Source organism: Streptomyces sp. NBC_01190 (genome assembly GCF_045039895.1).
In the GTDB taxonomy this organism is placed as follows: Bacteria; Actinomycetota; Actinomycetes; order Streptomycetales; family Streptomycetaceae; genus Actinacidiphila.
Genome location: NZ_CP108580.1, coordinates 7,887,917 through 7,909,577 on the forward strand (window position 1 = coordinate 7,887,917; position 21,661 = coordinate 7,909,577).

24 protein-coding genes are annotated in these 21,661 nt (G+C 73.6%); 8 read left to right on the plus strand and 16 right to left on the minus strand.

Features of this window, described 5'->3' with window-relative positions:
- Positions 1–235: 235 nt before the first annotated feature.
- Positions 236–1,429: an LLM class flavin-dependent oxidoreductase gene (locus tag OG519_RS33015; RefSeq protein WP_405591939.1), complete on the minus strand. Its 1,194-nt coding sequence runs from the start codon at positions 1,427–1,429 to the stop codon at positions 236–238.
- Between the two features lie 313 nt (positions 1,430–1,742).
- Between OG519_RS33015 and OG519_RS33020 the strand changes: the two genes are divergently transcribed.
- The gene (locus OG519_RS33020) at positions 1,743–2,165 is read left to right on the plus strand and encodes a secondary thiamine-phosphate synthase enzyme YjbQ (RefSeq protein WP_405591942.1); all 423 of its coding nucleotides are present in this window, start codon (positions 1,743–1,745) and stop codon (positions 2,163–2,165) included.
- A gap of 144 nt (positions 2,166–2,309) precedes the next feature.
- Here the strand turns inward: OG519_RS33020 and OG519_RS33025 are convergent, their stop codons facing one another.
- Positions 2,310–3,374: an ATP-dependent DNA ligase gene (locus OG519_RS33025; protein WP_405591945.1), complete on the minus strand. Its 1,065-nt coding sequence runs from the start codon at positions 3,372–3,374 to the stop codon at positions 2,310–2,312.
- 149 nt (positions 3,375–3,523) lie between these two features.
- Between OG519_RS33025 and ligD the strand changes: the two genes are divergently transcribed.
- The gene (ligD, locus tag OG519_RS33030; RefSeq protein ID WP_405591947.1) at positions 3,524–4,528 is read left to right on the plus strand and encodes a non-homologous end-joining DNA ligase; all 1,005 of its coding nucleotides are present in this window, start codon (positions 3,524–3,526) and stop codon (positions 4,526–4,528) included.
- A 112-nt stretch (positions 4,529–4,640) separates the two neighbouring features.
- Here ligD and OG519_RS33035 read toward each other — a convergent pair whose 3' ends face one another.
- The 4 genes from OG519_RS33035 to OG519_RS33050 form a co-directional block, all read right to left on the minus strand.
- Positions 4,641–5,552, minus strand: coding sequence for a MauE/DoxX family redox-associated membrane protein (locus tag OG519_RS33035; RefSeq protein ID WP_405593169.1), 912 nt, complete (start codon positions 5,550–5,552; stop codon positions 4,641–4,643).
- 16 nt (positions 5,553–5,568) lie between these two features.
- Positions 5,569–6,189, minus strand: a complete 621-nt coding sequence (locus OG519_RS33040) for a cell wall protein (RefSeq protein ID WP_405591950.1) — start codon at positions 6,187–6,189, stop codon at positions 5,569–5,571.
- A gap of 184 nt (positions 6,190–6,373) precedes the next feature.
- The gene (locus OG519_RS33045) at positions 6,374–6,859 is read right to left on the minus strand and encodes a hypothetical protein (protein WP_405591953.1); all 486 of its coding nucleotides are present in this window, start codon (positions 6,857–6,859) and stop codon (positions 6,374–6,376) included.
- A 148-nt stretch (positions 6,860–7,007) separates the two neighbouring features.
- Positions 7,008–7,505, minus strand: coding sequence for an Lrp/AsnC family transcriptional regulator (locus OG519_RS33050; RefSeq protein ID WP_405591955.1), 498 nt, complete (start codon positions 7,503–7,505; stop codon positions 7,008–7,010).
- Positions 7,506–7,915: 410 nt separating this feature from the next.
- On the opposite strand from OG519_RS33050, the gene OG519_RS33055 reads away from it, so the two are divergent.
- Positions 7,916–8,956 carry a lactonase family protein gene (locus OG519_RS33055; RefSeq protein ID WP_405591958.1) on the plus strand — a complete coding sequence of 347 codons (1,041 nt, stop codon included), beginning with the start codon at positions 7,916–7,918 and terminating at the stop codon, positions 8,954–8,956.
- Positions 8,957–9,057: 101 nt separating this feature from the next.
- On the opposite strand, the gene OG519_RS33060 is transcribed toward OG519_RS33055, so the two are convergent.
- The 4 genes from OG519_RS33060 to OG519_RS33075 form a co-directional block, all read right to left on the minus strand.
- Entirely contained in the window at positions 9,058–9,942 is an 885-nt protein-coding gene (locus tag OG519_RS33060) for a sirohydrochlorin chelatase (protein ID WP_405591961.1), read from the minus strand.
- 103 nt (positions 9,943–10,045) lie between these two features.
- Positions 10,046–11,113: an N-acetylglucosamine kinase gene (locus OG519_RS33065; protein WP_405591964.1), complete on the minus strand. Its 1,068-nt coding sequence runs from the start codon at positions 11,111–11,113 to the stop codon at positions 10,046–10,048.
- 3 nt (positions 11,114–11,116) lie between these two features.
- Positions 11,117–11,968 carry a phospholipid scramblase-related protein gene (locus OG519_RS33070; protein WP_405591967.1) on the minus strand — a complete coding sequence of 284 codons (852 nt, stop codon included), beginning with the start codon at positions 11,966–11,968 and terminating at the stop codon, positions 11,117–11,119.
- A 25-nt stretch (positions 11,969–11,993) separates the two neighbouring features.
- Complete coding sequence (locus OG519_RS33075; RefSeq protein ID WP_405591970.1) at positions 11,994–12,671, minus strand: uracil-DNA glycosylase; 678 nt, start codon at positions 12,669–12,671, stop codon at positions 11,994–11,996.
- 141 nt (positions 12,672–12,812) lie between these two features.
- Between OG519_RS33075 and OG519_RS33080 the strand changes: the two genes are divergently transcribed.
- The 3 genes from OG519_RS33080 (at position 12,813) to OG519_RS33090 (ending at position 14,541) form a co-directional block, all read left to right on the plus strand.
- A complete protein-coding gene (locus tag OG519_RS33080) occupies positions 12,813–13,046 on the plus strand; it encodes a hypothetical protein (protein ID WP_405591972.1) in 234 nt (77 codons plus the stop codon).
- Positions 13,047–13,392: 346 nt separating this feature from the next.
- Positions 13,393–13,551: a hypothetical protein gene (locus OG519_RS33085; protein WP_405591975.1), complete on the plus strand. Its 159-nt coding sequence runs from the start codon at positions 13,393–13,395 to the stop codon at positions 13,549–13,551.
- 120 nt (positions 13,552–13,671) lie between these two features.
- Entirely contained in the window at positions 13,672–14,541 is an 870-nt protein-coding gene (locus OG519_RS33090) for a DUF1684 domain-containing protein (RefSeq protein WP_405591978.1), read from the plus strand.
- 65 nt (positions 14,542–14,606) lie between these two features.
- Here the strand turns inward: OG519_RS33090 and OG519_RS33095 are convergent, their stop codons facing one another.
- Both OG519_RS33095 and OG519_RS33100 read right to left on the minus strand, forming a co-directional pair.
- Positions 14,607–15,716 (minus strand): PP2C family protein-serine/threonine phosphatase, encoded by a 1,110-nt coding sequence (locus OG519_RS33095; protein ID WP_405591981.1) that lies wholly within the window; start codon positions 15,714–15,716, stop codon positions 14,607–14,609.
- A 195-nt stretch (positions 15,717–15,911) separates the two neighbouring features.
- A complete protein-coding gene (locus OG519_RS33100; RefSeq protein ID WP_405591983.1) occupies positions 15,912–17,003 on the minus strand; it encodes an NADH:flavin oxidoreductase/NADH oxidase in 1,092 nt (363 codons plus the stop codon).
- Between the two features lie 96 nt (positions 17,004–17,099).
- Here OG519_RS33100 and OG519_RS33105 point away from each other — a divergent pair, with 96 nt between their 5' ends.
- Complete coding sequence (locus tag OG519_RS33105; RefSeq protein WP_405591986.1) at positions 17,100–17,480, plus strand: ArsR/SmtB family transcription factor; 381 nt, start codon at positions 17,100–17,102, stop codon at positions 17,478–17,480.
- Between the two features lie 28 nt (positions 17,481–17,508).
- On the opposite strand, the gene OG519_RS33110 is transcribed toward OG519_RS33105, so the two are convergent.
- From OG519_RS33110 to OG519_RS33120, 3 genes are all read right to left on the minus strand, one after another.
- Positions 17,509–18,129 carry a TetR/AcrR family transcriptional regulator gene (locus OG519_RS33110; protein ID WP_405591989.1) on the minus strand — a complete coding sequence of 207 codons (621 nt, stop codon included), beginning with the start codon at positions 18,127–18,129 and terminating at the stop codon, positions 17,509–17,511.
- Positions 18,130–18,438: 309 nt separating this feature from the next.
- Positions 18,439–19,377: a M56 family metallopeptidase gene (locus tag OG519_RS33115; RefSeq protein WP_405591991.1), complete on the minus strand. Its 939-nt coding sequence runs from the start codon at positions 19,375–19,377 to the stop codon at positions 18,439–18,441.
- Between the two features lie 89 nt (positions 19,378–19,466).
- Positions 19,467–20,021 carry a DUF5134 domain-containing protein gene (locus tag OG519_RS33120; RefSeq protein ID WP_405591993.1) on the minus strand — a complete coding sequence of 185 codons (555 nt, stop codon included), beginning with the start codon at positions 20,019–20,021 and terminating at the stop codon, positions 19,467–19,469.
- Positions 20,022–20,256: 235 nt separating this feature from the next.
- Between OG519_RS33120 and OG519_RS33125 the strand changes: the two genes are divergently transcribed.
- Positions 20,257–20,793, plus strand: a complete 537-nt coding sequence (locus tag OG519_RS33125) for a GNAT family N-acetyltransferase (protein WP_405591996.1) — start codon at positions 20,257–20,259, stop codon at positions 20,791–20,793.
- A 127-nt stretch (positions 20,794–20,920) separates the two neighbouring features.
- Here OG519_RS33125 and OG519_RS33130 read toward each other — a convergent pair whose 3' ends face one another.
- The gene (locus OG519_RS33130) at positions 20,921–21,589 is read right to left on the minus strand and encodes a glycerophosphodiester phosphodiesterase (RefSeq protein WP_405591999.1); all 669 of its coding nucleotides are present in this window, start codon (positions 21,587–21,589) and stop codon (positions 20,921–20,923) included.
- Between the last annotated feature and the right edge of the window lie 72 nt (positions 21,590–21,661).

The following is a 21,661-nucleotide window of genomic DNA, read 5'->3' on the forward strand; positions in this document are numbered from 1 at the left end:
TCGGGGTGCGGCACAGGAGGGGCGGTGTCCCAAGGCGCTGAATGGTACAGACCAATCACCGTCGGCGGCAATCGCCCGGACAGCCGTTCCGGGTCCGGCCGACCGGACGGCAAGCCGGACCACACGACGGGCCGGACGACGGGTCACGTGACGGGCCGTCAGGAAGCCGGGGCGGAAGGCCGCGCGAGCCGGCCGGCCACCGGGTGGCCGCTCCTGCGGCGCGCCCTCGCCCCGGCTACCGCCCGCCGGCGAGAAGCAGCGGCGCGGCCGAGGCCCGGCCGCCGGCGCCGGGCGCCCCGCCGGACCCGGCCGGCAGCGGCGCCAGCGCGTCGCGCGCCGCCAGCTCCGGGATGACGCCCTCACCGAACCAGTACGCCTCCTCAAGGTGCGGATAACCGGAGAACACGAAGTGGTCGACGCCCAGCGCGTGGTACTCCTCGACGCGGTCCGCCACATCGGCGTGGCTGCCGACCAGGGCCGTACCGGCCCCGCCGCGGACCAGACCGACGCCGGCCCAGAGGTTCGGCGCGATCTCCAGCTTGTCGCGCTGCCCGCCGTGCAGGGCCAGCATCCGCTGCTGGCCGACCGACTCGCTGCGGCCGAGTGCTTCCTGGGCCGCCGCCACCGTGTCGGCGTCGAGGTCGGCGAGCAGCCGGTCGGCGGTCGCCCATGCCTCGGCCGCCGAGTCCCGGGTGATCACATGCAGCCTGATGCCGAAGCGGACGGTGCGGCCCTCGGCCTCCGCCAGCGAACGGATCCAGTCGATCTTCCGCCGGACCTGCTCGGGCGGCTCACCCCAGGTGAGGTAGACATCGCTGTGCCGGGCCGCGACCGGGCCGGCCGCCCGGGAGGAGCCGCCGAAGAAGATCGGCGGCAACGGGTCGGGCGGCAGCGCGGTCAGTCCGCCCCGCACCTGGTAATGCTCGCCCTCGAAGTCGAAGGGCTGACCCGCCCAGACCCCGCGTACCACCGACAGGAACTCCGCGGTGCGGGCGTACCTGCTGTCGTGGTCGAGATGGTCGCCGAAACGCCTCTGCTCCGTGGCGTCGCCGCCGGTCACCACGTTCAGCATCAGCCGGCCGCGGGTGATCCGCTGATACGTGGCCGCCATCTGGGCCGCGAGCACGGGGGAGATCACCCCCGGCCGGAAGGCGACCAGGAACTTCAGCCGCTCGGTGTGCTGGGAGAGCGCCACCGTGGTCAGCCAGGCGTCCTCGCACCACGTACCGGTCGGGGTGAGCACCCCCTCGAAGCCCAACTGGTCGGCGGCCCGGGCGATCTGGGCGAGATACTCGATGTCGGGAGCCCGGATGCCGCTCACCGGGGTGATCCGGGACCGCTTCACACCGCCGTCGGTGTAGGCGTGCCGATCCACCAGGGTGCGGCCGTCGCCTCCGGTGGGCAGGAACCAGTGCAGATGGACGGACATGGGGGGCCTTTCGGTGGATCGCCTCCGTTGGGGTGCGTCCGGAGCGGAGCGTGGATCCGGCCGCGGATCCCGGCGGGGCCCGGAGGCCGCTGCCGGCCGAAGACCGGCCGGGAGGCGGGGCGGCGGGACTACGGGGAGAGCGCGAAGTCGTACGTCAGCGGCCGGTGGTACACGCGGCCGAGGCCACCCGCAGCAGGTCGATGTGACCGCGCGTGGTGAGCAGGCAGGGACGTGACATGCGCCGAACGTAGCGAGTGGCCTGTCGGCCGGTCAATGGCGTCTCGATGGCCGGATGGTGGGTGACCATGGAGCCATGGCCGACACCTTCACCACCCGCGTCCTGGACATCAGCACCGGCTCCGCCGAGACGGTGCACGACCTCACCGCCGCGTGCGCGTCCTTCCTCCGCGAGGCGGCCCAGGGACGCGACGGACTGCTCAATGTCTTCGTCCCGCACGCCACCGCGGGGATCGCGGTGATCGAGACCGGGGCGGGCAGCGACGACGACCTGCTCGCCGCCCTGCGCGACCTGCTGCCCGCCGACGAGCGCTGGCAGCACCGCCACGGCCACCGCGGGCACGGCCGCGACCACGTGCTGCCCGCGTTCGTACCGCCGCACGCCACCCTCCCGGTGATCGGCGGCCGGCTCGAACTCGGCACCTGGCAGTCGGTCGTCCTCGTCGACACCAATGTGGACAACCCGCGGCGGAACGTACGGCTCAGCTTCCTCGGCTGACCGGATCCTGCCGGGTCGGCCCCCCACCGGGTCGGCCCCCCACCGGGTCGGCCCCCCACCGGGTCGGCCCCGCGCCGGGCCGCCCTTCGCCGGGTCGGCCGCGTCGCCGTCCCGCCGCCGATCCGTCGGGCACCCGGGTGGCCGTCACACCCCGCCGAGCGCCTCCGTGAGGTCGTAGCTCACCGGCTCCTCCAACTGGGCGTACGTGCACTCCGCCGGTTCGCGGTCGGTGCGCCACCGGCGGAACTGCGCGGTGTGCCGGAAGCGGGCACCCTGCATGTGGTCGTAGGCGACCTCGACGACCCGCTCAGGGCGGAGCGGGATCCAGGAGAGGTCCTTCTTGCCGGTCCACCGGCTCGGGCCGCCCGGCAGCCGGTCGGTGGCCTGCGCCTCCGCACTGGCCCACGCCTCCCACGGATGCCCCTCGGCGGTCGCCATCCGCAACGGCTCAAGTTCCGTCATCAGCTCCCGCCGCCTGGCCATCGGGAAGGAGGCGCACACACCGACGTGCTGGAGGCGCCCGGCGCCGTCGTACAGGCCCAGCAGCAGCGAACCCACCACCGGGCCGCTCTTGTGCGGCCGCAGACCCGCCACCACACAGTCGGCGGTCCGCTCGTGCTTGACCTTGACCATCACCCGCTCGCCCGGCCGGTACGGCAGTTCCGGGGGCTTGGCGATCACACCGTCGAGCCCCGCGCCCTCGAACCGGTCGAACCAGCCGCGGGCCAACTCGATGTCCTCGGTGACGGGCGCGGTGAAGACCGGCGCGGTGGCGTCCCGCAGAGCCGAGGCCAGGGCTTCGCGGCGGTCCCGCTGAGCCGTCGCCAGCAGTGATCTGTCGCCGAGGGCCAGCAGGTCGAAGGCGACAAAACCGGCCGGGGTGCTCTCCGCCAGCAGACGTACCCGGGAATCGGCCGGATGGATCCGCTCCAACAGCGCCTCGAAGTCCAGCCGTCCCTCGCGGGCGATCACGATCTCGCCGTCCAGCACGCAGCGCCCCGGGATCCGGTCCCGCAGCGCGGCCACCACCTCGGGGAAGTAACGGGTCAGCGGCTTGCCCGAGCGGCTGCCCAGCTCGATCTCGTCACCGTCGCGGAAGACGATCGCCCGGAAGCCGTCCCACTTGGCCTCGTACTGCATGCCCGGCGGGATCGCCTTGGCCGCCTTCGCCAGCATCGGCCGCACCGGCGGCATGACAGGAAGGTCCATGAGGGCGATTGTGCGGGCCGGGGCCGCGCCGTGCCCGCCGGGCTCGCCGCGCCCTGCGACTCACTGCCGCGCCCCGCCGCGCCCCGCCTCCCTTCGCCAGGCCGATCGCCGCCGCGCGGCCCGCGGCGCTCCGGCCTAGCGTGGACGGCATGGCAGAGGCGCTGGAACTCACCGTCGGCGAGCGGACCGTCCGGGTGTCCAACCCGGACAAGGTGTATTTCCCGCAGCGCGGGTTCACCAAGGGGGACGTCGCCCGCTACTACCTGAGCGTCGGCGACGGCGCGCTGCGGGCGCTGCGCGACCGGCCCACCACCCTCCAGCGGTTCCCCGAGGGGGTGGAGGGCGAGTTCTTCTTCCAGAAGCGCGCCCCCAAGAACCTCCCGGAGTGGATCCCGACCGGACGGATCGCCTTCCCCAGCGGCCGGCACGCCGACGAGATGTGTCCCACCGAGCCCGGCGCCGTGCTGTGGGCGGCCAACCTCGGATGCCTAACCTTCCATCCGTGGCCGGTGCGGCGGGGCGACACCGAGCATCCGGACGAGCTGCGTATCGACCTCGACCCGCAGCCGGGCACCGCGTACGCGGAGGCGGTGCGCGCCGCCCTGGAGTTGCGGAACGTCCTCGAAGGGCTGGGCCTGACCGGCTGGCCCAAGACCTCCGGCGGGCGCGGGATGCACGTCTTCGTACCCATCGCGCCCGAATGGACCTTCCCGCAGGTGCGGCGCTCGGCGATCGCGGTGGCCCGCGAGCTGGAGCGCCGCGACCCGGAGCGGATCACCACCGCCTGGTGGAAGGAGGAGCGCGGTACGAAGATCTTCGTGGACTACAACCAGACCGCGCGGGACCGCACGATCGCCAGCGCCTACTCCGTACGGCCCTTCGGACACGCCCCGGTGTCCGCGCCGCTGCGCTGGGAGGAGGTGCCTGACGCGGTGCCCGAGGACTTCGACCTGGCGACGATGCCGACGCGGTTCGCGGAGATCGGGGATGTGCACGCCGGGATGGACGAGCAGGCGAGCCGGCTGGAGGCGGCCCTCGAACTGGCCGCCCGTGACGAGCGGGACCACGGCCTGGGCGACCTGCCCTACCCGCCGGAGCATCCCAAGGTGAAGGGCGAGCCCAAACGGGTGCAGCCGAGCCGCGCGAAGAAGTGACGCCGGGGGAGTGACCCGGCGAACCGGCGGAGCCCGTCGCGCCGTGCCCCACGGCATGGGCGTGGGGCACGGCGCCACGGGCTCCGCCGCCCGTTCGGCCGGCCGGCCGCCTTCAGGTGGCCAGCGGCAGCGCGGTCCTCAGCCCCACCGCCCGGAGCAGATCGATCGGCACGACCTCCTCCGTACGGTCGTCGATCACCGACACCCGTACCGCCGGATTCGGCGTCGTGTCCAGCGTGGCGTCACGGTCGAGCGCGAACAGCACGGTGACCGGCCTGGCCCCGCGGACGTCCTGGTGGACGCCGGTGAAGCGCAGCACCCGCCAGCCGTCGTCGTCCCAGGAGTCCAGCAGCGCCGAACGGACGATCGGGGCCGCGGCCTGCCAGGCCAGCGAGCGCTCCAGGAGCTGCACCGACGCGGCGGCCGGCACCCGCTGCCCGGAACCCGGTGGCAGCGGATGGCCGAACACCCGCACCCGCAGCTTGCGCAGCGGCAGCAGCCAGAAGCGGTCGAGGTCGGCGGAAAGGGCGAACAGCAGGGCGGCGGCGGCCAGTACACAGCTCGCGGACGCCGACGGCCGGTCCGTCATCCGCGACCACCACGGGGTGTGCCCGGCCGCGGCGGCCACCCCGCCGAGCAGCACCAGGGCCGCCCGTGCGAAGGAGCGCGGCCCGATCGGGCCTTGGGCCCGCGCACCGCACCCGCAGGAGGACTGCGGCGCGGTGGCCTTGGCATAGCCGAGATAGCCGACGAAGGCGGCCCCGAGCAGCGCGGTGGCGACGCCGGGTACCAGCGGGGCCGGCGCTGCCAGCAGACCGGCGGCGAGGGCCAGTTCGGCGGCGCCCACCGTACGGAGGGCCAGGGTGGCCCGCCGGCCGTCGTTCAGCACCCGCACCAGTACGGTGCCGGCCGCCAGCCGGGCGGTGCGGCGGCCGAAGAGCTTGGCCGAGCCGGTGGCCGCGAGCAGTGCCCCGCACAGCAGTGGGGCCAGGTCGGGGAGGACGGAGAACGCCGAGAACGCCATCAGCACAGCCGCCTCCTCAGTGGCCCACGGTGACGCGGGCGATGTCCACCGAGTCGTCCTCCGGCCGCCAGGCGCCGAGGATCTGCGCCGACTGCCCGATCCGCACCCGGGACAGGTCCGAGGTGAGGGCGCCGCCCACGTACGAGGCGGTGGTCGTCTCGGGGACGATACGGCCGACGACGGCGTGGTCGTGGTCGCCGTGCGCCAAGTGCAGGCGGTCCTTGGCGATGCCGCGGATCGTGCAGTGCAGATTGACGATGTTGACCCACACCGCGTCGGCGGCCACTGTGCCGTCGGGCATGTCCACGCCCCGCGCGTAGAGTCCGTCGCCGACGCGGATCGCCTCGGCCGTGGTCGGCCGGAGCTTCCAGACGCTGGTGGCGTTGGTCAACTGGATGAGGTGATGGTCCCCGTAGGAGCCCGCCACCTCCAGCACCGTGCCGTTGATCGCGGTGATCCGGCCTTCGGCGAAGGCGGACTTGGCGATGGCCGGGTCGAGCGAGGGCATCGGCGCGGCGAAGGCCGCGTCCGCGTCGAGACCGCCGAGCGCGGAGGCGCCAACGATCGTCGCGCCGCCCAGCGCGGCGGTGGTGAGGAAGCGGCGGCGGTCGAGGCCGCCTCCGGATGGCCCGCTCATGGCGGTTCTCCTTCCATCGGGTTCCATCGGGTTCCATCGGGTTCCAGCAGGTCCTGACAGGTTCCATCGGGGTCGATCGGGGTCTATCGGGTTCGATCAGCTCTCATCGGATGCCGTCGGGTGGTGCTCGTGCGCTGCCCGCACTTCCCACGCCCCCGCCCCGCGTCCGCCGGCCGGCCGCGGGTCACTCGTAGATGTAGACCGGCAGCATCCCGGAGCTGAGATTGCCGATCGCGGAGAAGGCCGCCGGGGTCAGGTCGATGACGCGGTTGGTGCGGCAGGCGCCGCCGCAGCAGGTGGACTCGCCGCAGAAGCTCTTGGTGCGCGGGCCGCAGTCGGAGACGGTGACGCACACCGTCGCTCCGGAGCACTGGTGCCTGACGTTCATCACCGAGCCGCAGCCGCGCCGCACGATGGACTCACCGCACAGGTCCGGGCGGGTGATGTCGAAGCACGCCTGGGAGGCGTTGGGCCAGGCCGCCTGGTGGGCGTCGGACTGGCAGGTGCCGCAGGAACCGGTGCCGGCGCTGCCGCACGGCCCCCAGCTTCCGCCGCAGCAGAACCACGTGCTCTCGCCCGCCCACAGGCTGGTCGATCCGCAAGCCATGTCGAACTCCTTCACGTACGGGAAGAGGTACTGCAAGGAGGAGGTACGAGGTGACCAGTACATGACATCAGGGACCACTGATGCGGGTGTGCACCCAGTGGCGAAAAGCCATGATGCGCGCTTCTACGCGTGTCCGCCAGAGGACGACCCGGAAGGATGTTCGGCCACGGCTCCGGCCGGCGGAGGGAGTCCGAGGAGTCCGGCCGGGGGCCTACTTGGCCGTCGGCTGCTCGGGCCGGGCGGCGCTGCGGCCGATCGCCTCCACCAACGGCAGCACCCGGTGCGCCACCCGCTCGCGCAACGCGATCTCCGTCCGGGTACGCACCACCCCCGGAAGCTGGATCAACCGCTGGATGACGTCCTCCAGATGTCCGTTGTCCCGCGCCACCACCCGGGTGAGCAGATCGCCGCCGCCGGTGACGGAGAACGCCTCGATGATCTCGGGGACGGTCGCCAGTGCCTCCCCGACCTCGTCGAGAGACCCCTGGGTGGCCTCGATCCGGACGAACGCCAGCACCGGGTGGCCGAGCCCCTGCGGTGATATGCGGGGGCCGGCCACCGTGATCACCCCGTCCCGCTCCAGCCGGTCGAGCCGCGCCTGGAGCGTGCCCCGGGCCACCCCCAGAATGCGGGCGTACTCCCGGACGCTGGTGCGCGGTTGGGCCAGCAGCAGCCGCAGGATGCGCGTGTCCAAAGCATCGACAGGCATGGGCCCTTGTCTCCTCATGATCGAATCACCGGTATACGCACGGTACCGATGGCCCAGCGGTGGGTGACCAGTTCGCGCCACCGCCCCACAGCGCGGCTTCCGGCGCCGCGCACGGCCCGGCGCCGGTGGCCCGGCGCCCGCCCCGCCGCGGTGCGGCGCGGGACCGGCCCGGGGTGCGGTCCCGAACACCTGTGCACGGTGGCTGAAACCGGCTCCCCCCGCGCACGTCGGGCGGGCCGCCGCCGGCGCCGTCACCTCGGGTACGGTCCATGCCGACCTGGCCGTATCACCGCACAACCCCCCACACGCACGGCTCGCGGCCCGAGCCGCGCGGGCCCCGGCGGCGACGCGACCGCCGCCAGGTACTACTCTCAGCCGCCGTACAGACATCAGGCGGAAGAGGTACGGCAGTGGCCGGGCACGTTTACATCGGGTCGTTCACGTCGGCGGGGGGCCGCGGGCTGACCGCGGCCACGGTGGACCCGGACACGGGGGCGCTGACCGCGCTCGGGCACACGGCCGAGGTGCCGAACCCCTCCTTCCTCACCCTGTCCGCCGACGGGCGGACCCTCTACACGGTCAGCGAGACCGAACCCGAGGGCGCGGCGGCCGCGTTCTCCCTCGCCGATCCGGCCGCGCCGCGCCTGCTGGGCGCCCCGGTACCGGTCCGCGGCGGCTCCCCGACCCATCTCAGCGTCCACCAGGGGCACTTGCTCACCGCGAACTACGCGGCGACCGGCAGCGTCAGCGTGCTCTCGCTCGGCGCCGACGGCGCGCTCGGCGCGGTCCGCTCGGTGTTGGAGCACGAGGGGGACGGCCCCGACCAGGAGCGCCAGGAGGCCCCGCACGCGCACGCGGTGCTGCCCGACCCCAGCGGCCGCTGGGCGCTCAGCGTCGACCTCGGCACGGACTCGGTGCGCGTCTGCGAACTTGACGCCGCCGGAGGCGAGTTGGAGATCGAGCGCGAACTCGGCCTGCGCTCCGGCATCGGCCCCCGCCATCTCGCCTTCCACCCCGACGGCGCCCACGCCTATGTGATCAACGAACTCGACTCCGTTGTCACCGTGTGCCGTTGGGACGCGGACAAGGGCAGTCTGCGCCCGCTCGCCGAGACCAGGGTGCTGCCCGAGGGCGCCGAAGGCGAGAACTACCCCTCGGAACTGGTGGTCTCCCGCGACGGCCGCTTCGTCTGGGTGGCCAACCGCGGCCACAACAGCATCGCGGTGCTCTCGGTGGACGACGACGGGGAGAGCCTGGAACTCCTCGAAACGGTGAGCTGCGGCGGCGACTGGCCGCGCCATCTGACCCTCGACCCGGCCGGCACCCGGCTGTACGCCGCCAACGAACGCTCCGGCGACATCACCTGGTTCGACGTCGACCCGGCAACCGGCACTCCCAAGCAGGCCGGTTCGCTGGAGCTGCCCGCGGTCTCCTGCGTCCTCTTCGGCTGAGCGGCCGGGTGCCGCACGCCCGCTGGGTCGGGCTCGCACACACGGAGGCGGGCGGTCCCCCGAGTGGGGCCGCCCGCCTCCGGGTACGGACCGTCAGGGATTCACTGCGCCTGCGCCCGTGAGGTCTCCTCCCGCACAATGCCCACCGCGGCCGCGTACTGCGTCACCACCAGCTTGCCGACCGCCGGGTAGGGGCCGAGCGCGTCCGCCCCCGAGCAGCCGGCCTCCGCGGCGGCGGTGTGCAGAAGCTGGGGGGCGATCTCCGGGCCGATCAGATACGGCGCCAGCGCCAGCGTGGCGGAACCGGAGGAGCGCAACTCCTCGGCCGCGTGCGCGATCGCCCCGTCCTCGTCCAGCGCGGCCGCCAGCACCGGTACCGCGAGCCGTGCGGCCAGCAGCAGCCCGGTCACCCCGGCCGCCTGCGCCGCCTCCTCGCCGCCGACCGTGGCCAGGATGATGCCGTCGGCCGCCGTCGCGACCGTGAACAGCCGTGCCCGGTCGGCCCGGGCGAGGCCGGCCTCGGCCAGCCGTACGTGCACGGCCTCGGCGAGCAGCGGGTGCGGGCCGAGCACGTCGGTCAGTTCGACCTGCGCCTTGCTGTCGGCGATCGCCTGCCGGATCCGGCGCAGCACGGACGCCTCCGGCCCGGCCAGCAGCGGCACCACGACCGCCGAGGTGTCCTCGCCCGGCCGCTCCGCCGCCACCTGGTCGAGCACGCCCCGCAGACCGGGGAACTCGTCCTGGTCGACATCCTCGCCGTCGACGAACGCGATCCGCGGGTCGAGGCCGGACAGTTCGGAGCGGGCGATGCTCACGACCTCCTCGGCCAGGCTGAGCGCCGCGGCGGTGGGGGCGCCGGGGACGGCGAGGACCAGCACCGGCGCGCCCTCAGGCGCTGTCAGCGCCTCCGGGCGGCGGTGGCGGCCAGGCTGTTGGCGCGGCGTTCGAACGGGGAGGCCGGAGGCGGGCCCTGGTGCAGTGCTCATGGCGACGCATGCTAACGCCTTGAGCAGCCAACGTGTTCGGGCGGGTACGAGGTGGGTCAGACCTGTCCAGAACTGTCCGATTCACCGGGCATTCGCCGGTCATTCACCGGTCACGCTCGGTCGCCGGACGAGGCTGGCCGGACGAGCCTGACCGGACGAGCCTGCTTGACCGGATGAGGCTGAGCAGCGCGGGATCGGTGGGCAGCGTCAACCGCCCGCCGTGCAGCGCGCCCGCGATCAGCACCGCGCCGTCCAGCGGATCGCCGGCCGCCGGTACCAGCGCGGCCTCCGGCAGCAGCCGCGCCGCCTGCTCGCGCAGCGGGGCCAGCAGCGGCTCGCCCATCTTGAACAGACCGCCGGTGAACGCCACGTCGACCGGACCGGCGGCCGGCCGCACCGCGGCGGCCGACTCCAGGATGTGCGCGGCGGCCCGGCGCAGGATCCCGGCCGCCACCGGGTCCTGAGCCGCGCACGCCGCCACCTCCGGGGCGAAGGAGGCGAGCACGGCGGGCCGGTCAGGGCGCGGATAGAGCTGCCCCGGCAGTTTCTCGACCGGCCCGAACAGCGCCCGTGCCCGCGCCAGCAGCGGCCCTGAACCGCCGGCCCGCCCGTCGTGGGCCCGTACCGCCGCGGCCAGCCCGGCCCGGCCGATCCAGGCACCGCCGCCGTCGTCGCCCAGCAGATGCCCCCAGCCGTCAGCGCGCCGCCAGCCCTGACCGTCGCCGCCGGTGCCCAGCGCGATCATCCCGGTGCCCGCCGCCACCACGACGCCCGGCCGCAGACCGAGCGCCCCGGCGTACGCCGTCACCGCGTCGCCGGCCAACGCCAGCTCCGTCACACCCAGCGCGTCGGACAGCGCCGCAGGCAGCCGGGCGCGCAGGTCGTCGCCGAGCGAGGCCATCCCGGCGGCGCCCACACAGGCCGCGGAGATCCGCGGCGCGCCCGCCTCGCGCATCAGCCGCTCGGCGAGCGGCAGCAGCAGACCGAGCAGGCTCGCCGCCTCGATGCCCCGTTCACCCACCGGCGCGGGCCGGTCCGAGACGGCCGGCGCGGTCGTCCCGGAGCCGTCGGCGCGCGCCAGCGCCACGCGCACGCCGGAGCCGCCGGAGTCGACACCCAGCACCCAGCCGGTGCCGGGAGCGCCGGACAGGCGCTGGGGGGACCCGGTCACCGCTCAGCCGAGTCCGCGGGAGTCCTGCTTGAGGGCGGTGTCCACGGTGAGCGCGGAGGCCACCACCATGCTGAGCAGCGGGTCGGTGAGCTGCCGGTGGATCTGGAGCACGTAGTTGTCCGCCGTGGTGAACATGGTCTTGGCCAGACCTTCCCAGGTCTTGGTGATCCGGGCGATCTCGGTGTCAGTGTGGTCGACGATCGCGAAGTTCCAGGCCCGCCAGTTCTCGGCCTTTATCGCGCCGATCTGCTGCCCGTTGTACATCAGCCCGAACTTGATCTTGCCGAAGGCGTTCTGCTGCACGATCTCGCCCAGCGGCTCCCCGGTGGGCCGCTCCACCAGCACCTTGGACTTGACGAACTTGGCCGGCCGGGTCAGCACCAACTGCGGCTGCCCCGCGGCGTCCCGCACCTCCAGCTTGTGGGTGAGGAACTGGTCGACGCTGGAGACGAACCGCAGCACCTTCTTGACGGTGCTCTGACCGACCTCGACGACCGAGCCGAGGGTGCGGCCGTTCTGGTCGAAGACCGTGTACTCGTTGACGAGTTCGATCAGCTTCGCCTTCTGGTTCACCACCAGGACCGGCTCGGTGAAGAGACCGCCGCCGCCGAAGTTGGTCGGCGCCACGCCGGCCTGCTGCCGCACCTGGTGCTGGACCTTCGTGGGGTCCGGCGCCTTGCTGACGTCCAGTTCCCAGGCGCTGCCGCCGCCGGGCGGCTTCTGTCCGCCCTGCTGGGGGATCTGACCGGGGTTGGTGTGCTCGGTCCACCGGGAGCCGTCCCAGTAGCGGAGCAGGTTGGGAGAGCCTTGGGGGTCGGCGTACCAGCCCGCCGGGGTGTTGGGATGCGTCGTCACCCGGGCAGCCTATCGTGGGCCACCGTCAGGGGAGTTGCCAATCGACCGGCTCGGCGCCCTGCCGGATGAGCAGGTCATTGGCGCGGCTGAACGGCCGGGAGCCGAAGAACCCCCGGTCCGCGGACATCGGCGAGGGGTGGGCCGACTCGATCGCCGGCAGTTCGCCGAGCAGCGGCCGCACATTGCGCGCGTCCCGGCCCCACAGGATCGACACCAGTGGCCGGCCCCGGCCGGCCAGCGCCCTGATCGCCTGCTCGGTGACCGCCTCCCAGCCCTTGCCGCGGTGCGCGGCGGGCCGCTTCGGGGCGGTGGTCAGCGCCCTGTTGAGCAGCAGGACGCCCTGCCGGGTCCAGGGGGTCAGATCGCCGTTGGACGGCCGCGGCACCCCGAGATCGGCGGACAGTTCGCGGTAGATGTTCTCCAGGCTCCCCGGCAGCGGGCGCACGTCGGCTCCGACGGAGAAGCTCAGCCCCACCGCGTGCCCGGGGGTGGGGTAGGGGTCCTGGCCGACGATCAGGACCCGTACGTCGTCGAACGGCTGCTGGAAGGCGCGCAGGACGTTCGCCCCCGCCGGCAGATACGTACGGCCGGCCGCGATCTCGGCGCGGAGGAAGTCCCCCATGGCCGCGATCCGGTCCGCCACGGGCTCCAGCGCTTTGGCCCAGCCGGCCTCGACGGTTTCGTGCAATGGTCGCGCAGTCACGATCCGTCACTCTACTGGGTCAACGGCCCTGTCACGGACGGCGATCCGCTCGCCGGATTCACCCCTTTGCCCCGCTCACCGGGCGCCCGCTCCGGTCGCGGCCCATCGTGGAGGTCACCATCAACCCCCGGGAGGCGCCCCATGCTGGTCCGAATGCTGCACGAGAAGGGTCTGCGATCCGAGCACGCCTACCTCGCCGGTTTCGCTTCCATCCTCGCTTCGATCGCCACCTGGCAGGCGTCGCTGCGGATCGAGAAGAAGGGCGAGGAGCGCGCCGACCGGCTGAGCACCTTCGTCGGCGAGTGGCCGCCCACCTTCTTCGCGCTGGGCTTGGCGCTGGCCAACTACGAGAAGGCCTGCCACCACAAACACTGAGCCGGGCCGGGTCGCGAGCCCGGCGAACACCCCGCCCCGCCCGCGGATCAGGGGCGGGGCGGGCGGCTGTCCGTACCGCGTCGGTGACGGCCGGGACGATCCGCCCGGCCGGAGCGCGGGGCCGGGCCGGAGGGGATTGTGTTCGACCGCGCGCCGGAGTTACGGTGCTCGAAGGTCATGAGTGGCAGCGGTGAGCCCGGGCCGGTGGACCGGCGGCGCACTCTCCCGCCGGGGCGCCCCAGGTGGAGATCCGGCCGAGCCGACCGCGGCTCGGCGCTGGTGAGTTCCACCAGGTGCGAGCCGAAGAGACGCCGAAGAGACGCCGAAGAGACGGGGAGGCGACGCGGTGCGGAACACCGGACAGCGGTCGCTGCCGACCTTCGCCCCGTTCTCGCGACGGCACATCGACCCCCAGCGCGTCGCCGCCGCCCTGTGTCCGGGCGGATCGAGGGCTCTGCCCACGCCCGGCCCGCGGACCGCCGCCGTGCCGCGCACCGCCGGCTGACCCGGCCCCGGCCGCACCTGCTTCGCTCCACCCTCGCACCCCGCCCCATCACACTCTTCGCCGCCCGCGTGGGCGCGCTCCCCCCGCGTACCGCCCGGCAAGGGAAGTCAAGGAGTCCTGATGTCCGTACAAGCCGAAGAGACCGACCGCGCCGCCTTCGTCCAGGAGTGGGAGCGGTGGCACGCCCGGCACGAGAAGGTACGCGCCGACCCGCACGGCTTCCTCGCCATCACCGGGCTGCACTGGCTGGACGCCACCCCCCGCCGCTTTCCCGACGCGCCCGGCGCCTGGTCGAGCACCGAGGACGGCGTGGTGGTGGAGCTCTCCGCCGACGAGGAACTCGCCCTCGAAGGACAACCGCTGCGCGGCCGGCACGACTTCGGTGTGCTCCGGGAGCGGAGCAGCCTCTTCCCGGTCGCGGGCGACGCGGTGATCGAGGTCGCCAGGCGCGGCGGATACGACATCATCCGCCCCCGGCACCCGGAGAACGCACTGCGGCTCGCCTATGACGGCACCCCCACCTACGCCCCGGACCCCCGCTGGTCCCGCACCGGCCGCTATCTCCCCTTCGACACGCCCCGGCCGACCACGGTGGGCGCCGCCGTCGAAGGCCTCCAGCACGTCTACGACGCCCCCGGCCAGGTCGAGTTCGAACTCGACGGCGTCAACCACCGGCTGACCGCCTTCAACGGCCGGGCGGCCGGCGGCCTGCTCGTGCTGCTCACCGACGCCACCTCCGGCGTGACCACCTACGCCGCCAACCGGTCGCTGTCCATCGACCCGCCGGACGCGCGGGGGAACGTGCGGATCGACTTCAACCGGGCGGTGAATCTGCCCTGCGCCTACACCGACCTGGCGACCTGCCCGCTGCCGCCGACCGAGAACCGGCTGACGGTCGCGATCGAGGCCGGGGAGAAGACCCCGAGCGCTCCGGTGGCCGCGCCCCGGTCGGTCCCGGCCGACGGGACACCCCGCCACGACCAGCTCTGACCCGAGCGGCCGCGGACCCCATCAGGCCCCGGAGTCCCGGCCCGCGACATCCGCTCGGCCGGCGGTCAGTCGGGCAGCCGCTGGATGGCGAGGAGGGCGGTATCGTCGGTGGGTTCGCCGCCGATGTGGCGGAGCAGATCGCGATGGATGTCGCGGAGCAGGGTGTCGGGGGTGGTCGCGGTGAGGGCGCCGAGCCGTTCGGCGAGGGGGTAGAAGTCGCCGGCGGGTGAGCGGGCTTCGATGACGCCGTCGGTGTAGAGCAGGATGATGTCGCCGGTTTCGAAGGCGTAGGTGTCGGTTCGGTGAGGCGCGGCGGGCACGCACAGGCCGAGCGGCGGCGTACGCGTGGTGGGGTCCAGGACGCTGACCCGGCGGTCGTGGACGAGCAGGGGCGGCGGGTGGCCGCAGCTGACCATGCTGACCTTCGGGTCGTGGTCGGGGATGTCGAGCAGGAGCGCGGTGACGAAGTGCTCACCGGGGTCGGGGCGGGTGTCGGAGACCTCCTCGGTCTCGCGGCAGACGCTGTCCTCCAGAGCGGTGGCGAGGCCGGGCAGCGAGGCGTGGCGGTGAGCCCCCTCGCGGAAGGCGCCGAGCACCACGGACGCCTCGCCCATGGAGGTGATGCCGCTGCCGCGCACATCGCCGATCACGACGCGGGTGGAGAGCCCGGGTCCGCGGGCCGTGGCGAAGAGGTCGCCGCCGATCTGCGCCTCGTCCTCGGCGGCCAGATAGAGCCAGGCCACCCGCAGCGGTCCGATTCTCGGGCGTGGCGGGCGCAGCAGGACGCGTTGCGCGGTCTCGGAGACCGAGCGGGTGCGCAGGAGCTGATGGGCGCGGCGCTCGCGCACGTAGCTGACACCCACCATGAGGGCGGACAGTGCCACCAAGGCGAGAAGCTGGGCCATGTGGTTGGCGGTGGTCAGCCCGGCCCTCGTGCCGTCGATCACTTCGAGGGCGCCGACCGCGAGGGCTCCCACCAGGGCGGTCAGCCGGGGTCCGGTGAAGGCGGCGGTGAGAGCCGGGGCGATCACCAGCAGGGAGCCGAGCTGGACGCTCGACGGGGCCAGCAGGTCCGCGAGGCAGATCAGCACGATCAGCGCAAGCGGCACCGCCACCAGCACACGGCCCCACGGCCGCATGAGAAGGCGCTCGACCGGGGCACGCCACGCAGGCATGTACCAACGCTATCCGTGCCCGCACGCCCCTGCGACCGGTGCCGACCGAGCCGTGCCGGTGCCTGCGGGGCCGTGGACGGGCACGCCGAGGCGCGGGGTGAGCGGCGGCGGGGGCGTGCGTGCCTCTCGCGTCACCCCCGCGGGTAGCGGAGAGCTACCCGTGCCGCCGCGTGTCCCGCCTTCCGTTTGCCCGGCTCAGCGGGCCGGGCGGGGGTAGGCCCGTGCGTACTGCGAGGGCACCCGGGGAGTCGCACCCAGCTCGGCGGCCGCCAGCAGCGGCCAGGTGGGGCGCCGCAGCAGCTCGCGTCCGAGCAGGACGGCGTCGGCCTGGCCGCCGGCGACGATCGTCTCGGCCTGCCGCGGGTCGGTGATCTCGCCGACCGCCGCGACCGGCATCTCGGTCTCGGCCCGCACCCGGGCGGCGAACGGCACCTGGTAGCCGGGGCCGGCCTGGATCCGCTGAGCGGCCGCGTTGCCGCCGGACGAGACGTCCAGCAGGTCCACCCCGCGCACGAGCAGCTCCTTGGCGAGCCGGACCGTCTCCTCCGGGGTCCAGCCGCCGTGCTCCAGCCAGTCGGTGGCCGAGACTCGGAAGAGGAGCGGCAGTTCGTCCGGCCAGACCTCGCGGACCGCGTCGACCACTTCCAGCGCGAGGCGGATCCGGTTCTCGAAGGAGCCGCCGTAACCGTCGGTGCGGTGATTGCTGTGCGGGGAGAGGAACTGGCCGATCAGATAGCCGTGCGCGCCGTGCACCTCGGCCACCTTGAAGCCGGCGGCCAGCGCGCGTTCGGCGGCGGCCGCGAACTGGGCCACCACCGCCGCGATACCCGCCGCCGACAACTCCTCGGGCACCGGGTGGCCCTCGGTGAACGCGATCGGGCTCGGGCCGACGGTCGGCCAGCCGTAGGGCTCACCGACCGGGCCGCCACCGTGCCAGGGCGCGTCGGTCGACGCCTTGCGTCCGGCGTGGGCGAGCTGGATCCCGAAGGGCACGCCCTGTTCGTCGAGGAATCGGGCGATCCGGCTGAACTCCTCGACCTGGCGGTCGTTCCAGACGCCGAGGTCCCAGGGGCTGATCCGGCCTTCCGGGCTGACGGCGGTGGCCTCGGTGAGGACCAGGCCGACGCCTCCGACGGCGCGGGACGTGTAGTGCGCGAAGTGCCAGTCGTTCGGCGCCCCCTGGTCCGGGCCGTCCGGATGGGCCGAGTACTGGCACATCGGCGCCATCCAGACGCGGTTGCGCAAGGTCAGGGACCTCAGTGTGATGGGCTCGAACAGTGCGCTCACAGCAGGCTCCTCGGGCTCGGAGGTTCTTCCGGTCTTACGATAGACGTCGTAGTACGGCATCCGTCAAACTACGAGAGGTCTCGTAATATGGTCTTCATGAGCACCTCGCCCCCGTCGGCCGCCCCGCCGGATCCGGTGACCCCGGACCGGACGCTGGAGCATCCGCCCACCGAGGACATCCGGCTGGCGGAGGTGCTGCACGCCCTGTCCGACCCGATGCGGCTGACCGTGGTCCGCCGGCTCGCGGGGGAGCGGGGGGAGATGTCCTGCTCGGACGTACCGCTGCCGGTCAGCAAGTCCACCAGCACCCATCACTTCCGGGTGCTGCGGGAGGCGGGCGTCATCAGCCAGGTCTACCGGGGCACTTCGAAGATGAACACCCTGCGCAGCGCCGATCTGGAGCGGCTCTTCCCCGGCCTGCTCGACCGGGTGCTGGCCGCCGCCGACGCCCAGGCGGAACGGCTCGGGCAGGGCTGAGACCCGCCGGGGATCGCGACACCGGGGTTCACGCGTCGGGACGCCGGGCCTCGTCGTCCGGCGGCGGCGTCCCCGCGGTCCAGTCGAGTCCGTAGCGCTGGAAGAGTTCGGCCCGCAGCCGGTGCAGCGGCATCGGAGCGCCCGGCAGCAGCAGCGCCACCGTCGCACCCATCAGCAGGGCCCGCAGCAGCCGGTACTCCTCCTCCGGCTGCTGCGCGCCCCAGTCCGCCACCGTCTGGCGCAGCAGTTGGGCGAGGCGCTGCTGCTCAGGGCACTGGATGAAACCCTCCTCCTGGAGGATCGAGGCCATGTGGGTGCGCATCAAGGTGGTGTGAGTCCGCGTCAGCGCCAGGATCGCGTCGACCGCCCTGGCCAGCAGCTCCCGGCCGTCGGCGGTCCGCGGCTCGCGCGCCAGGGCGGCCGCCAGTTCCTCGCTCATCAGGCGGTGCACGGCGGACTGCAACAGCGCCCGTTTGCCGGAGAAGTAGTACGAGACCAACCCGCGCGCGGAACCGGCGCGTTCGGCGATGCCGGCGAGGGTGGTGGCCTCGTAGCCGCGCTCCTCGACCAACTCCACGGTGGCGCGCAGCAACCGTTCCCGGGAACGCTGACGCATCGCTTCATTGACCGATGCGCTGCGAGGGGACATGCTTTACTCCTGCGTTGACTGGCTCGGAGCCAATATACTCAGCGCACCCCGCAGGGCCAGAGGTCCCGCGGGGCACGGGGAAACCGGGGGCCGACGGGGGCGCCGGATCCACGGGGGCCATGGGGGCACGAACGCCGGACCCGGCGGAACAGGGGATCGCCGGGTCCGGTTCGGTCTGCATGGGTGCGGGCTGATCCCGGATGCGGTGCCGGCCACCTGAGGGCCGCCCCTCTCGTCGTTGTCGCCGCCGCCACCAGCGCACCGCACCGCCCCCGACGTCCGCCCCCGACGTCCGGCGCCGACGGCTGGTCACGTGAGGGCGTGCAGGCCCGGGCCGAAGGCGATCACCAGCGGGACGGCCGGGGCGAGGAGGGCGAAGGCGGTCACGCGCAGCCGCCGGCCCACGGTCAGCCGGGGGCCCGGGTCGAGCAGGCGGTTCACCCGGCCCGGCAGAGCGCCGAACGGCGCCGGACCCGGACCGAACACCGCCCGTCCCTCGTTGAGTTCCACCAGCGCCAGCGCGGTGGCCAGCCGCCCGAAGCGGCGCGAGGCCGTGTCGTCGGCGGCCAGCTCCACCAGATGGTGCACCTGGTCGCGGAAGGCGGCGAAGACCGGCACCTGCGGAAAGCCGCCGGCCAGCGCCCCGGCGCAGTGCAGCAGCACATCGTGCCGGGCGCGGGCGTGGCCCTGCTCATGGGCGAGCACCGCGTCCAGGCTGCGGCCCCTGAGCCGCCGCAAGGCGGCCGTGGTGATCACCAACTGCGGCTGGGCGCCCGACAGCCACCAGGCATCGGAGCGGACGTCCTCCAGGACGACGAGCCGCTCGCCGGCCGGCACCATCTCGCCGGGCAACCGCGGCGCACGGGCCCGCAGTTCGATCCGCCGCTGCCGACGGCGTGACCGCGCGCCCCGTATCTCCCGGGTCAGCATCGCCACCGTCCACGCGCCGCCCAGCGCGAGACCCACCGCGACCGTGCCGGACCAGCGGCCGTATCCAGGCAGTCCGTAGGCCTCCACCACACCGCGGGGCGCGAAGGCGAAGACGTTTCCGCGGACGGCCGCCCAGGCCGCCGAGGCGGTGAGCGCCATGGCCAGCACGCAGCACAGCAGCACCGCGGCGACCACGCACTGCCACACGCACAGGGCCAGCACCGGTTCGCGCTCCGGCCAGTCGGCACGGGAGAGCAGTCGCGGCGCCGTCGCCGCCGCAAGTGCGCCGAGGACCAGCAGCACCAACGGGACCATCATGTGATCACCCTAGGAGCCGCCCCTCGGCCCGTGGTGCGGCGCCGTGCCGATGTGACGTATCACTCATCGGCCCGGATCGAGCGGCCGGGTCACATCGCCAGCAGCATCGCGAGCATCCCCAGCGCCATCGACACCCGGCAGGCGAGCGCCACCTCGGGTGCGTGCCGCAGCCGGATCACACCCCCGGCCGGCGACGCGGAGTGGGCCGCGGATATCGCGGGGTGCGCTGTCGCGCCGGGCGCCAGGGTCAGCCCGGTGCGCACCACATAGACGGTGAAGTAGCACAACAGCAGACCGGTCAGCAGCGGGACGCCGGCGCCGAGGTGGGCGGCGTGCCCGCCGGGCCCGGAGCCCGCCGCGGCCATCGCCACCGCCATGTAGATCATCGCCCCGGAACACACCGCGTGGTGCGCCCGGTGCGGGGCCCGGCCGAGCAGTGAGTGCAGCGCGGCGAGGGCGAAGGCGGCGGCCAGCACCGCCGCTCCCCACGGGCCGGGGTCGAAGACGGACAGCGGCACCGCCATCACCGCCATGCCCGCCCCGGTCACCGCCTCGGCTCTCGCCTCCCGACGCAGCAGGCAGGAGAGCGCGACCGAGGCGCCGAGCCCGACCAGCAGCCAAGCCACCAGCGGTGTTCCGTGCATCGGGCACCCCCCTGCCTCTCCCTGCGTTCCGCTTCCGGCGGGCCACCCGTGAAGCGCGATCCGCGAAAGGCTGCCCGGCACGAAGGGTGCATACCCGGGCGCGTTGGGTCACTTCAGGGGAGTGCACACTATATCCGCACGCTCCCCCGCTGCCCAGGGGAGAGGCCCCAGGTCCGGGCCCGTGCGCCGGGAGGCGGCGTCGGACCCGGCGGGCGATGAGGCTAGCCTTTCGCGCATGGAAACCGCAGGCCCGCTCCGCTTCCGCCCCGCCGTCCCCGATGACGTTCCGGCGCTTGTCGCGCTGATCGAGTCCGCTTACCGGGGGGAGGCCAGCCGGGCCGGCTGGACCACCGAGGCGGACATCCTGGAGGGGCAGCGCACCGACCCCGAGTCCGTCCTCGACGTCATCGGCAAGCCCGGCAACCGGCTGCTCGTGGTCGAGCGGGACGGCGACCTCGTCGCCTGCTGCCGCCTCGAACGCCGCGCTGACCACGCCTACTTCGGGATGTTCGCGGTGCGGCCGACCGCCCAGGGCGGCGGACTCGGCAGGGCCGTCATCGCCGAGGCCGAACGCTTCGCCGCCGAGGAATGGGGCGTCGCCGCGGTGCACATGACGGTGATATCGGTCCGTACGGATCTGATCGCCTGGTACGTCCGCCGCGGTTACCTCCGCACCGGTGAGATGAGCCCCTTCCCTTACGGCGACGAGCGGTTCGGCCGCCCGACCCGGGACGACCTGGAGTTCGAGCTGCTCACCAAGAAGCTGGGCTGACCAGCAGCCGGGCCGGCCTTTTCGCCGCCCCGGCGGTCCGCTCCCGTGTCACCCCGTGTCACCCCGTGTCACCCCGTGTCACCCCGTGTCACCCCGCGTCACCCCGCGCGCCCGGACCGCCGGCGCGTCACGCGCCCGGTTCCGCGGGGAGGTCCGTGGCCGCGCCGTCCAGGCCCAGGGCGCGGGCCAGCGCCCACTCCTGGGCCGTGTTGACGGTCCAGGCCATGACCGCGATGCCGGCGTCGTGGCAGCGGCGCACCGTGTCGAGGTTGAGCTGCCGCAGGTCCAGACTGACCAGCCGGGCGCCCACCGCCTGGGCGCGGGGCACGATGTGCGGCCCCGACTCCTCGGCCACCAGCACCGTACGGACCTCGGGCAGCAGGGTGTGGATCTCGGCGAGGGCCTCGTCGTGGAAGGACAGCACGCTCACCCGGCCGGTCTCGCCGCGCTCGCGCAGCACCGCCGCGAGGATCCGGGCCGCCGCCACGTCCTTGATCTCGGCCTGGATGGGCCGCCCCACCGCCTCCAGCACCTCCTCGAAGACCGGGACGTGCTCGCCGAGCCCGGCGTCCAGGCCGCGGATCTCGGCCAGTGTGAGATCGCGGACCAGTCCGCCGCCGTCCGTGGTGCGGTCCACGTCCGGGTCGTGCATGACGATCAGCGCGCCGTCCTTGCTGAGATGCAGATCGAGTTCGATCTGGTCGTGGCCGGCCTCCTCGGCGCGGCGGAAGGAGCGCAGGGTGTTCTCCGGTTCGACGCCCATGACGCCCCGGTGGCCGACGGTGAGGAAGCTCATGCCCGCACCCTAGCGAGCGGAGGCGACCGGGACGCGGAACGCGCCATGACGAGTCGGCGTACCGGCCGCCCC

Bases quoted from the DNA above. Each gene is read 5' to 3' on its own strand.
- OG519_RS33015 (WP_405591939.1), bottom strand. From the start codon at position 1,429: ATGTCCGTCCATCTGCACTGGTTCCTGCCCACCGGAGGCGACGGCCGC.
- OG519_RS33020 (WP_405591942.1), top strand. From the start codon at position 1,743: ATGGCCGACACCTTCACCACCCGCGTCCTGGACATCAGCACCGGCTCC.
- OG519_RS33025 (WP_405591945.1), bottom strand. From the start codon at position 3,374: ATGGACCTTCCTGTCATGCCGCCGGTGCGGCCGATGCTGGCGAAGGCG.
- ligD (WP_405591947.1), top strand. From the start codon at position 3,524: ATGGCAGAGGCGCTGGAACTCACCGTCGGCGAGCGGACCGTCCGGGTG.
- OG519_RS33035 (WP_405593169.1), bottom strand. From the start codon at position 5,552: ATGGCGTTCTCGGCGTTCTCCGTCCTCCCCGACCTGGCCCCACTGCTG.
- OG519_RS33040 (WP_405591950.1), bottom strand. From the start codon at position 6,189: ATGAGCGGGCCATCCGGAGGCGGCCTCGACCGCCGCCGCTTCCTCACC.
- OG519_RS33045 (WP_405591953.1), bottom strand. From the start codon at position 6,859: ATGTACTGGTCACCTCGTACCTCCTCCTTGCAGTACCTCTTCCCGTAC.
- OG519_RS33050 (WP_405591955.1), bottom strand. From the start codon at position 7,505: ATGCCTGTCGATGCTTTGGACACGCGCATCCTGCGGCTGCTGCTGGCC.
- OG519_RS33060 (WP_405591961.1), bottom strand. From the start codon at position 9,942: ATGAGCACTGCACCAGGGCCCGCCTCCGGCCTCCCCGTTCGAACGCCG.
- OG519_RS33080 (WP_405591972.1), top strand. From the start codon at position 12,813: ATGCTGGTCCGAATGCTGCACGAGAAGGGTCTGCGATCCGAGCACGCC.
- OG519_RS33090 (WP_405591978.1), top strand. From the start codon at position 13,672: ATGTCCGTACAAGCCGAAGAGACCGACCGCGCCGCCTTCGTCCAGGAG.
- OG519_RS33095 (WP_405591981.1), bottom strand. From the start codon at position 15,716: ATGCCTGCGTGGCGTGCCCCGGTCGAGCGCCTTCTCATGCGGCCGTGG.
- OG519_RS33105 (WP_405591986.1), top strand. From the start codon at position 17,100: ATGAGCACCTCGCCCCCGTCGGCCGCCCCGCCGGATCCGGTGACCCCG.
- OG519_RS33110 (WP_405591989.1), bottom strand. From the start codon at position 18,129: ATGTCCCCTCGCAGCGCATCGGTCAATGAAGCGATGCGTCAGCGTTCC.
- OG519_RS33115 (WP_405591991.1), bottom strand. From the start codon at position 19,377: ATGATGGTCCCGTTGGTGCTGCTGGTCCTCGGCGCACTTGCGGCGGCG.
- OG519_RS33120 (WP_405591993.1), bottom strand. From the start codon at position 20,021: ATGCACGGAACACCGCTGGTGGCTTGGCTGCTGGTCGGGCTCGGCGCC.
- OG519_RS33125 (WP_405591996.1), top strand. From the start codon at position 20,257: ATGGAAACCGCAGGCCCGCTCCGCTTCCGCCCCGCCGTCCCCGATGAC.
- OG519_RS33130 (WP_405591999.1), bottom strand. From the start codon at position 21,589: ATGAGCTTCCTCACCGTCGGCCACCGGGGCGTCATGGGCGTCGAACCG.